Here is a 9,462-nt window from a genome sequence, read left to right as displayed (position 1 = left end):
ACGAGGAGGTGGAGCCGGCCGCGTCGGAGCTCTTCGCCGAACCGAACCGTTGCTCGTGCTCTTGGCGCTGGCGGGCGGCGGGGGCGGCGGCGGCTCGGTGACGGTGACGGTCTCCGGCGGCGGAGGCGGCGGCGGGGTGCTGCTCGGCGGCGGGGGCGGCGGCGGTGTCGTGGTGGTGATCTCGTCCTGCACGGGTGGGGCCGAGGTGGTGGTGCTGGTGTCGGGCGAAGCGAGGTCGTCCGGGTCGTCGCTGGCGACCAGTACGGATACCGAGACCACGAGCGCGATGGCCGCGATGATGGCGGTGACGCCCACCACCCAAGGCCAGCGCGGCGGCGTGGTGGCGACGGCCTGATCGACGGCGGGGTCGTAGCTGTCGTAGTCGTAGAGCGCGGCGTCAGCGGGCACATAGGGGCCACTGGTGAACTGTTCTGACTCCGGCGCGGAGTACGCCTGTGAGTAGACCTCGGTCGCACCGGTCGGAATGGGCACGTCGGCGGACGCCCCGGAATCGATGCCGGGATCGGCCTTGGCGACCTCTTCGGTGTTCTCCTCGGGTGCGGAGTGCCTGCCGCGCTCCTGCTCCGGTTCTTCCGATCCCGGAGAGTCCGGCCCTGGGGGATTCGGCCCGCTCATCTACGCCTATCCTTCTCGACTGCATCACCGGCGCAGCCTCGTCCTGCCTCACGCGGCTGTCTTCGCCTCGGCAACACTAACGCAACCCCGTGGAGAGGACGGATGGCGCGGCGCGGGTCGGGGATGAAGTGACGCCCGGATTGTGACCTTGATCCCGGGCGGTGGCTCCGCACCTGCGGCCGGTCAGTGCTTCTCGGGGCCCCAGTGGTACTCGAAGACGAGTCCGGCGGCCGACACCAGCACGAAGATGACGCCGGCGACGAGCAGCCAGGGCAGCCACAGCGCGGTGCCCACGGCGGCCGTCGAGAACGACAGGGCGATCAGGATCGGCCACCAGCTGTGCGGAGCGTAGAAGCCGAGCTCGCCGGCGCCGTCGCTGATCTCGGCGTCTTCGTAGTCCTCGGGGCGGGTATCGAGACGACGCGCCACGAATCGGAAGAAGGTGCCGGTGATCAGTGTCAGGCCCGTGGTCAGCACCAGCGCGGTGGTACCCGCCCACTCGACGCCGCCGTTGGCGAACATGGCGGTGAGCACGCCGTACACCACCGCGGAGAGCGCGAAGAACGCGGTGAGGAACTCGAACAGCCTGGCTTCGATGTGCATGGGTTGTCCTACCTCGTCGCCTGGGGCGCCATCTGCCCGCGCCGGGACTCGAACGGCTTGGTGGTGACCGCGGTGGGCGCCTGGTTGATCGCGATGAGCGCCTCGGCGTTCGTCCGGCCTGCGCTGCGCTGCTGCAGGTAGGCCTTGAAGTCGTTGGGCTCGACGACCCGCACCTCGAAGTTCATCATCGAGTGGTAGGTGCCGCACATCTCGGTGCAGCGGCCGACGAACTCGCCCGTCTGCAGGATCTCGCTGATCTGGAACGTCTTGTCGGAGTTGTTGGCATCCGGGTTGGGCATCACGTCGCGCTTGAACAGGAACTCCGGCACCCAGAAGCCGTGGATGACGTCGGCCGAGGCGATCTGGAACTCGATGCGCTTGCCCTTGGGCAGCACCAGGATCGGGATCTCCTCAGTGGTGCCGAGCGTCTCGACCTTGTCGTAGTTCAGGTAGGTGCGGTCCTCGGGGTTCTTGCCGGCGATCGCGCCTTGCTCGGGGCCGTGCGAGCCCTCTTCCCCGACCTCGCCGGCAGCGCCGGGCGCCGACGCCATGGCCTCTTTGCGCGCGGGGTCCGCGCCGTCGTACGTGAAGGAGCCGTCGGTGAAGGCCACCTTCTGGTAGCCGAACTTCCAGTTCCACTGGAAGGCCGTGACGTCGATGACGACCTCGGGGTTGGGTTCCTCGTGCAACATCCGCTCCTGGACGACCACGGTGAAGTAGAACAGCACCGAGATGATGAGGAACGGCACCACGGTCAGCACCAGTTCCAGCGGCATGTTGTAGCCGAACTGGCGGGGCAGTTCGGTGTCGGTGTCCTTCTTGCGGTGGAAGGCGCTGGCCCAGAAGATCAGGGCCCACACGATGACACCGACGACCAGCGAGGCGATCACCGAGCCGATCCACAGCTCACGGTTGACGTGGGCTTCGGGAGTGATGCCGTTCGGCCAGCCCAGGCCGAGCACCTCAGACCAGCTGCAACCGGTCAGCATCAGCGATGTCGCACCCAGGATCAGTGCCAAAGCCGCTGTCCGTGCCACCACCTTCGGCCTGCGAGGTGTCACGTCGGCGCCTCCTAGAAGTCGATGAAGCCAGGCGAATACTACGCAGCGTAGACCACGCCCACCGGGGGAGGCGAAGCGACTCGGGAATGACGCATACTGGCGCGGTGTGCGGACTGCTGGCGCTGTTGTGTGACCCGTCTGAAGAGGTCTCCCCCGCACTGGTCGAGGCGGTGTCGGGGGCATCGCACCTCATGCGGCACCGCGGGCCGGACGAGCCGGGAACGTGGTCCGACCGCGACGTGGTGCTGGGGTTCAACCGGCTGTCGATCATCGACATCGCGCACAGCCACCAGCCGCTGCGCTGGGGGCCCGCCGAGTCGCCGGACCGCTACGTGCTGGTGTTCAACGGCGAGATCTACAACTACCTGGAGTTGCGTGAGGCACTGCGGTCGGAGCACGGCGCGCAGTTCCACACCGACGGGGACGGCGAGGCCATCATCGCCGCCTACCACCACTGGGGCACGGCGGCGCTCCCCCGGCTGCGCGGCATGTTCGCGTTCGCGCTGTGGGACACCGTGGAGCGGGAGTTGCTCTGCGCCCGCGACCCGTTCGGCATCAAGCCGCTGTTCGTCGCCACCGGCCCCGGCGGTACCGCGGTCGCCAGCGAGAAGAAGTGCCTGACCGAGCTCGCCGAGCCGCTGGGCTTCGACATGTCGCTCGACGAACGGGCCGTCCAGCACTACACCGTGCTGCAGTACGTGCCCGAGCCCGAGACGCTGCACCGCGGGGTGCGCCGCCTGGAGTCCGGCAGCTACCTGCGCCTGCGGCCTGGCGGCACACCGGAGGTGTCGCGGTACTTCACGCCGCGGTTCGCCGCCGTGCCGTTCAAGGCCGGTTCCGGGCCAGGTGGTGAGCAGGCCCGCTACGACGAGATCACCGCGGTGCTCGAGGACTCGGTGGCGAAGCACATGCGCGCCGACGTGACCGTCGGGGCGTTCCTCTCGGGCGGTATCGACTCCACGGCCATCGCTGCGCTGGCGATGCGCCACAACCCCCGGCTGATCACGTTCACCACCGGGTTCGAGCGCGAAGGCTTCTCCGAGGTCGACGTGGCGGTCGCGTCGGCCGAGGCGATCGGCGCCCGGCACGTCACCAAGGTGGTCAGCCAGGCGGAGTTCGTCGAGGCGTTGCCCGAGATCGTCTGGTATCTCGATGAACCGGTGGCCGACCCCGCGCTGGTGCCGCTGTTCTTCATCGCGCGTGAGGCGCGCAAGCACGTCAAGGTGGTGCTCTCCGGCGAGGGTGCCGACGAGTTGTTCGGCGGTTACACCATCTACCGGGAGCCGTTGTCGCTCAAGCCTTTCAATTATCTGCCCCGTCCCGTGCGACGGTCGCTCGGCCGGGCTTCCCGGCCGCTGCCGGACGGGATGCGCGGCAAGAGCCTGCTGCACCGCGGTTCCCTCACCCTCGAGGAGCGCTACTACGGCAACGCCCGCAGCTTCTCCGACGCACAACTCCGTGCCGTGCTGCCGGGCTTCCGCCCGGAGTGGACCCACACCGATGTGACCGCGCCGATCTACGCCTCCTCGGCCGGCTGGGATCCGGTGGCCCGCATGCAGCACATCGACCTGTTCACCTGGCTGCGCGGCGACATCCTGGTCAAGGCCGACAAGATGACGATGGCCAACTCGCTCGAACTGCGGGTGCCGTTCCTCGACCCCGAGGTGTTCGCCGTCGCCGCCCGGCTGCCACTCGACCAGAAGATCACCAGGGCGACCACGAAGTTCGCACTGCGCCGCGCGTTGGAATCGGTGATCCCGCCGCACGTGCTGAACCGGCCGAAGCTCGGGTTCCCGGTGCCGATCCGGCACTGGCTGCGCGCCGGGGAACTGCTCGACTGGGCGTATGCGACAGTGGCGTCGTCACAGGCCGACGGCCTCGTCGACCTCGCTGCCGTTCGCCGGATGCTCGACGAACACCGCGACGGCACAACGGATCACAGCCGACGACTGTGGACGGTGCTGATCTTCATGCTGTGGCATGCGATCTTCGTCGAGGGCAGCGTCACCCCGCGGATCAGTGAGCCGCACTACCCGGTGCAGCTCTAGCCGGGCTCTAGCCGAGCGCCTCTTCAGGCTCTGTCGGCGCCGAGCGCCTCGGCGATCTCCGCGCCGGCCTCCGCGCCGTAGGCGTCCGCGAGGCGAGCGATGCCCGCGTCCTTGGCCCACGTCCATTCCTGCGGCCCGGGAGCCTCGAGCACCAGCGTGGCCACCAGCGAGGCCAGCTGCGCCGACCGCTCCAGGCTCAGGCCGGCGGACCGCCCGGTGAGGAAGCCGGCGCGGAACGCGTCGCCGATGCCGGTCGGGTCGTCGCGGTGCGTCTCGGGCACCACGTCGACGTGGATGAAGGTGCCGTCGCGCCCGACGATGTCGACGCCCTTCTCCCCCAGCGTGGTGATGCGCAGCTGGATCTGCTGCATCACCTCCGCCTCCGACCAGCCGGACTTCTGCAGCAGCAGGTCCCACTCGTAGTCGTTGGTGAACAGGTAGGTCGCGCCGTCGATCAGCGCACGGATCTCGTCGCCCGACAGCCGGGCCAGCTGCTGGCTGGGGTCCGCGGCGAACGCCAGTCCCAGCGTGCGGCACTCCTCGGTCAGCTGGAACATCGCCGCCGGGTCGTTGGCGCCGATGATGACAAGGTCGGGCTTGCCGGCCCTCTCCACCACGTCGGCGAGCTTGATGTTGCTCGACTCCGACATGGCGCCGGGGTAGAACGACGCCAGCTGCGCCATGTCCTCGTCGGTGGTGCAGACGAATCGCGCGGTGTACGCGGTCTCCGACACCAGCACGTTGTCACAGTTCACCCCGTGCGAGGTCAGCCAGTTGCGGTAGTCGTCGAAGTCCTTGCCCACTGCCCCGACCAGGGTCGGCGAACCGCCCAGCAGGCCCATCGCGTACGCCATGTTCCCGGCGACGCCGCCCCGGTGGATGACCAGGTCGTCGACCAGGAAGCTCAGCGAGACCTTCTGCAGGTGTTCGGCGAGCAGTTGCTCGGCGAACTTCCCCGGGAAGCGCATCAGATGGTCAGTCGCGATCGATCCCGTCACCGCAATGGTCACGAAGCGTCACCCTTCATTCGTTAACTTGGCTATCTAAGTCTAGCGAGCCGCTCGGCCCGGCTGGCACGCACCGAGGTGCGCTAACCTGCGTACCAGGTGCCCGCCCGGTCACTGTAGACAGGCAAGCCCATTCCACACCCCGGAGCGTCTCTTTTCATGGCTGGTCCCCACCAGTACCCGGAATCCTTTCCCCAGCACCCCCAGGGTCCACACCCGCAGCAGCACCAGCATCCGTATCGGCCGGAGCCGCAGCAGGAGGCGCCCGCATTGCCGTATCCGGAGAATGTGCCGTCGGCCTATCCCGGCATGCTGCCCCCGCCGGTGCAGTACCCGAAGCGGCGGCGGCCGTGGCGGGCGGTGCTCGCCGCGGCGGTCGGCCTGCTGGTCGTCATCGCGGTGGTGGTTGGTGTCGTGCTGGCCACCCGGGGTGGGGACGACGCCGACCAGGGCGCGCTGACCCCGGCGACCGCGCAGGCCGCCATCCAGGACTACCTCGATGCGCTCGCCGACGGTGACGACGAGACGGTCGCGCGCCACACCCTGTGCGGGCTGTTCGACGGCATCAAGCAACGCCGGAGTGACCTGGCGCTGGCCGGACTGGCCGGCGACGCGTTCCGCAAGCAGTTCGACCGCGCCGAGGTGAGTTCGATCGACACCATCGTGCCGCTGTCGAACTACCAGGCGCAGGTGCTGTTCACGATGCGGGTGACGCCGGCGGGCGGTCCGCGGCGCGGCGGATCGCAGCAGGAAGAAGACGAACAGGCCGTCGCGCAGGTGCTCGAACGCGGCGACGACGTGTTCGTCTGCTCCTACCTGCTACGCAGTGGCGGGCAGTACTGACCCCGGTCGAGACCGGTCAGTTGAAGGAGTCACCGCACGCGCACGAACCCGTGGCGTTCGGATTGTCGATCGTGAAGCCCTGCTTCTCGATGGTGTCGACGAAGTCGATGGTGGCGCCCTGGATGTACGGGGCGCTCATCCGGTCCACCGTCAGCGACACGCCGCCGAAATCGGTGGTCAGGTCTCCGTCGAGGGTCCGGTCGTCGAAGAACAGGTTGTAACGCAGGCCCGCGCAGCCACCCGGCTGCACCGCGATGCGCAGCGCCAGATCGTCGCGGCCCTCCTGGTCGAGCAGCGCCTTCGCCTTCGAGGCCGCGGCATCGGTCAGTACCGCACCGTGGGTTGCGGTGGCGGTCGCCGACTCGTCCTGAACAGTCATTGCTCTCCCTTTGCATCCCTGAGCGTGGTCTGTGGTGGTGTGCCCCGTCTGACGGAGGTCCACACAGTCAACGGTACCTTGTTCCGCCGCTATTCCCGACTTATCCCCAGGTCGTCGAGTCACCGTTGACAGGAAGTACCCTGGCAGGCGTGAAGCTGCTCGGCCGGAAGAAAGACACCGACGTCACCCCTGCGGTCTCCGAGGACGCCGGCACCCCGCCCGCCGACGGCGGCCTCTCAGACACCCAGCCCAGGACCACCGCGCCCAAGGGCAGGCCGACACCCAAGCGCGACGCCGGCAGGCGCCGCGGCCCGGTGGCTCCTGCCCCGCTGACCGCGGCCGAGGCTCGGCGCCGCCGCAAGGAGATGCGCGGCCCCAAGCTCAGCCGCGAGGAACGCAAGGTCGAGAAGGTGCGGCGGCGCTCGCAGATGTCCGAGCGGCGCGAGCGGATGATGGCCGGCGAGGACGCCTACCTGCTGCCCCGCGACAAGGGGCCGGTGCGCCGCTACGTGCGCGACGTCGTCGACTCCCGCCGCAACGTGCTCGGGTTGTTCATGCCCGCGGCGCTCGCGCTCATCTTCGTCATGCTCTCGATACCCGCTCCCTCGGTCCAGCAGGTCGTCTCCTACGTGATGATGGGGCTGGTGCTGGTGATGGTGCTCGACGGCGTGCTGCTGGGCCGCAAGGTCAACCGGCTGGCCGACGAGAAGTTCGCAGGCAACACCGAGACGGGCTGGAAGCTCGGGTTCTACGCGGCCAGCCGCGCCTCCCAGCTGCGCCGGATGCGCGCGCCCCGGCCGCAGGTCGCCCGCGGCGCCGACGTCGCCTGACCAGGACGCGGTGCGCATCCTGGTGCTCGGCGGTATCCGGTCGGGCAAGTCGCGCTGGGCCGAACGCGCCGTCGCCGCGGCCGCCGGAACCGCACCGGTCCGGTACATCGCCACCGGCGCCCTGCCCACCGGTCCCGACGACGCCGGCTGGACGCGTCGCGTCGCCGCCCACCGCGACCGGCGGCCCGCGCACTGGTCCACCGTCGAGACCACCGATGTCGCAGCCGCGCTGCGGACCGATGCGACGACCGCGACCCTGGTCGACGACATCGGCGGCTGGCTGACCGCCGTGATGGACCGTCGCGCCGCCTGGACGGGCGGCGAGGTCGGCGCCGACGTCAGTGATCTGCTGGCCGCGGTCGCGGCCGTCGACTCGCCGTTGGTGCTGGTCAGTCCGGAGGTCGGGCTGACCGTGGTGCCCGCCACCGAGGCCGGCCGCCGGTTCGCCGACGAGCTGGGTGAGCTGAACCAGCGGCTGGCCGACGAATGCGACCGCGTGGTGCTGGTGGTCGCGGGTCAGCCCGTGCCGGTGAAGGACCCGTCGTGACGGTGTTCGGCACGATCGACCCGCCGGATGCGGTGGCGGCCGCGGCGGCGCGCGACCGCGAGGACGTGCTGACCAAACCGCGCAACGCGCTGGGCCGCCTCGAGGACCTGGCGGTGTGGGTGGCCGCCTGCCAGGGGGTGTGCCCGCCGCGTCAGTTCGTCCGGCCGCGCATCGTGGTGTTCGCGGGCGACCACGGTGTGGCCGACGCCGGGGTGTCGGCCTACCCCGCAGAGGTGACCGCACAGATGGTGGCCAACATCGACGGCGGCGGCGCCGCGATCAACGCACTGGCCGACGTGGCCGGCGCCGGGCTGCGCGTCGTCGACATCGCCGTCGACGTGGACACCCCGCTGTCTCAGGCGGTCGGCGCCCACAAGGTCCGCAGGCGCAGCGGCAACCTCGCCGTCGAGGACGCGCTGAGCGCCGAGGAGGTCACCGCCGCGCTCGAGGCGGGCCGTCGCATCGCCGACGAGGAGGTCGACGCCGGGGCGGACCTGCTGATCGCCGGCGACATGGGCATCGGGAACACCACGGCGGCAACGGTTCTGGTGGCCGCGCTGACGGGAACCGAACCGGTCGCCGCGGTGGGCCGGGGCACCGGCATCGACGATGCGGGCTGGGCCCGCAAGACCGCGGCCGTCCGCGATGCGCTGTACCGCGCGCGCGACGTCACCAAGGATCCGTCGGCGCTGCTTCGGATGTGCGGCGGGGCCGACATCGCGGCGATCGCGGCGTTCTGCGCCCAGGCCGCGGTCCGGCGTACTCCCCTGCTGCTCGACGGTGTCGTGGTGAGCGCCGCCGCCCTGGTCGCCGACCGGATGGCGCCCGGCGCCCGGCTGTGGTGGCAGGCCGGGCACCGGTCCCCGGAACCGGCGCATGCGCTGGCACTGGCCGATCTCGACCTCGAGCCGATACTCGACCTGCAGATGCGCCTCGGCGAGGGCACCGGCGCCGCCGTAGCACTGCCGGTGGTCAGGGCGGCCGTCGCCGCGCTCGCCGACATGGCGACGTTCGGTGAGGCCGGGATATCCAGCGACGCACCATGATCCGTGCGATCGGAGGCGCACTCGCATTCGGCACCGTGCTGCCGACGCCGGCGCGGTGGACCGCGCCGCTCGGCCGCGGTGTGCTGACCGCGCTTCCGGTGGCCGGTCTGGCGCTCGGGGCGCTGGCCGCCGCGACGCTGGCGGCGGGGTCATGGGCGTTCGGTGACCACAGCCCGCTGGCCGGGGCGCTGACCGTGGCGGTGCTGCTGCTGGCGACGCGGGGAATGCACATCGACGGGCTGTCCGACACCGTCGACGCGCTCGGGTGCTACGGGCCGCCGGAACGCGCGCTGGCGGTGATGCGCGACGGTGCCGCGGGCCCGTTCGGCGCCGCGGCGATGGTGGTCGCCGTCCTCGTGCAGGCGCTGGCGTTCGCAGAACCGGCCTCGGGCTGGCTCGCGGTGCTGACCGCGGTGACCGCGGGCCGGGTGGCGGCGGTGCTGGCCTGCCGGCGTGGCGTGG

General features: G+C 70.3%; 11 protein-coding genes. 6 read left to right on the top strand and 5 right to left on the bottom strand.

The window, feature by feature from the left end:
• The 3 genes from H7I41_RS00465 to ctaC form a co-directional block, all read right to left on the bottom strand.
• The coding region (locus tag H7I41_RS00465) for a hypothetical protein (protein ID WP_264010581.1) at positions 1-636 on the bottom strand (636 nt) is incomplete at its 3' end.
• A 183-nt stretch (positions 637-819) separates the two neighbouring features.
• On the bottom strand, positions 820-1,239 hold the full coding sequence (locus tag H7I41_RS00460) for a cytochrome c oxidase subunit 4 (RefSeq protein WP_264010580.1): 420 nt from the start codon (positions 1,237-1,239) through the stop codon (positions 820-822).
• An 8-nt stretch (positions 1,240-1,247) separates the two neighbouring features.
• Complete coding sequence (gene ctaC, locus H7I41_RS00455) at positions 1,248-2,300, bottom strand: aa3-type cytochrome oxidase subunit II (RefSeq protein ID WP_308214570.1); 1,053 nt, start codon at positions 2,298-2,300, stop codon at positions 1,248-1,250.
• Between the two features lie 104 nt (positions 2,301-2,404).
• On the opposite strand from ctaC, the gene asnB reads away from it, so the two are divergent.
• A complete protein-coding gene (gene asnB / locus H7I41_RS00450) occupies positions 2,405-4,348 on the top strand; it encodes an asparagine synthase (glutamine-hydrolyzing) (protein ID WP_264010582.1) in 1,944 nt (647 codons plus the stop codon).
• 23 nt (positions 4,349-4,371) lie between these two features.
• On the opposite strand, the gene H7I41_RS00445 is transcribed toward asnB, so the two are convergent.
• On the bottom strand, positions 4,372-5,358 hold the full coding sequence (locus H7I41_RS00445; RefSeq protein ID WP_264010579.1) for a carbohydrate kinase family protein: 987 nt from the start codon (positions 5,356-5,358) through the stop codon (positions 4,372-4,374).
• Positions 5,359-5,514: 156 nt separating this feature from the next.
• On the opposite strand from H7I41_RS00445, the gene H7I41_RS00440 reads away from it, so the two are divergent.
• Positions 5,515-6,198 (top strand): Rv0361 family membrane protein, encoded by a 684-nt coding sequence (locus tag H7I41_RS00440; protein ID WP_264010578.1) that lies wholly within the window; start codon positions 5,515-5,517, stop codon positions 6,196-6,198.
• A 16-nt stretch (positions 6,199-6,214) separates the two neighbouring features.
• Here H7I41_RS00440 and H7I41_RS00435 read toward each other — a convergent pair whose 3' ends face one another.
• Complete coding sequence (locus H7I41_RS00435; protein WP_264010577.1) at positions 6,215-6,577, bottom strand: HesB/IscA family protein; 363 nt, start codon at positions 6,575-6,577, stop codon at positions 6,215-6,217.
• Between the two features lie 149 nt (positions 6,578-6,726).
• Between H7I41_RS00435 and H7I41_RS00430 the strand changes: the two genes are divergently transcribed.
• The 4 genes from H7I41_RS00430 to H7I41_RS00415 form a co-directional block, all read left to right on the top strand.
• A complete protein-coding gene (locus H7I41_RS00430; protein ID WP_264010576.1) occupies positions 6,727-7,407 on the top strand; it encodes a DUF3043 domain-containing protein in 681 nt (226 codons plus the stop codon).
• Between the two features lie 10 nt (positions 7,408-7,417).
• A complete protein-coding gene (locus tag H7I41_RS00425) occupies positions 7,418-7,954 on the top strand; it encodes a bifunctional adenosylcobinamide kinase/adenosylcobinamide-phosphate guanylyltransferase (RefSeq protein ID WP_264010575.1) in 537 nt (178 codons plus the stop codon).
• Positions 7,951-9,000 (top strand): nicotinate-nucleotide--dimethylbenzimidazole phosphoribosyltransferase, encoded by a 1,050-nt coding sequence (cobT, locus tag H7I41_RS00420; protein WP_264010574.1) that lies wholly within the window; start codon positions 7,951-7,953, stop codon positions 8,998-9,000. Before H7I41_RS00425 ends, cobT begins: the two co-directional genes overlap by 4 nt.
• Positions 8,997-9,462, top strand: a 466-nt coding sequence (locus tag H7I41_RS00415) for an adenosylcobinamide-GDP ribazoletransferase (RefSeq protein ID WP_264010573.1), incomplete at its 3' end; no start/stop codon positions are given. The genes cobT and H7I41_RS00415, both read left to right, overlap by 4 nt.

It is taken from the genome of [Mycobacterium] manitobense (assembly GCF_025821665.1).
GTDB lineage: Bacteria > Actinomycetota > Actinomycetes > Mycobacteriales > Mycobacteriaceae > Mycobacterium > Mycobacterium arseniciresistens.
The sequence above is the reverse complement of the archived record's forward strand: the minus strand, read 5'-3'. Positions and strand labels throughout refer to the sequence as shown.

Coding starts and splice junctions, on each gene's coding strand:
- H7I41_RS00460 (WP_264010580.1), bottom strand. CDS start 1,239: ATGCACATCGAAGCCAGGCTGTTCGAGTTCCTCACCGCGTTCTTCGCG.
- H7I41_RS00440 (WP_264010578.1), top strand. CDS start 5,515: ATGGCTGGTCCCCACCAGTACCCGGAATCCTTTCCCCAGCACCCCCAG.
- H7I41_RS00435 (WP_264010577.1), bottom strand. CDS start 6,577: ATGACTGTTCAGGACGAGTCGGCGACCGCCACCGCAACCCACGGTGCG.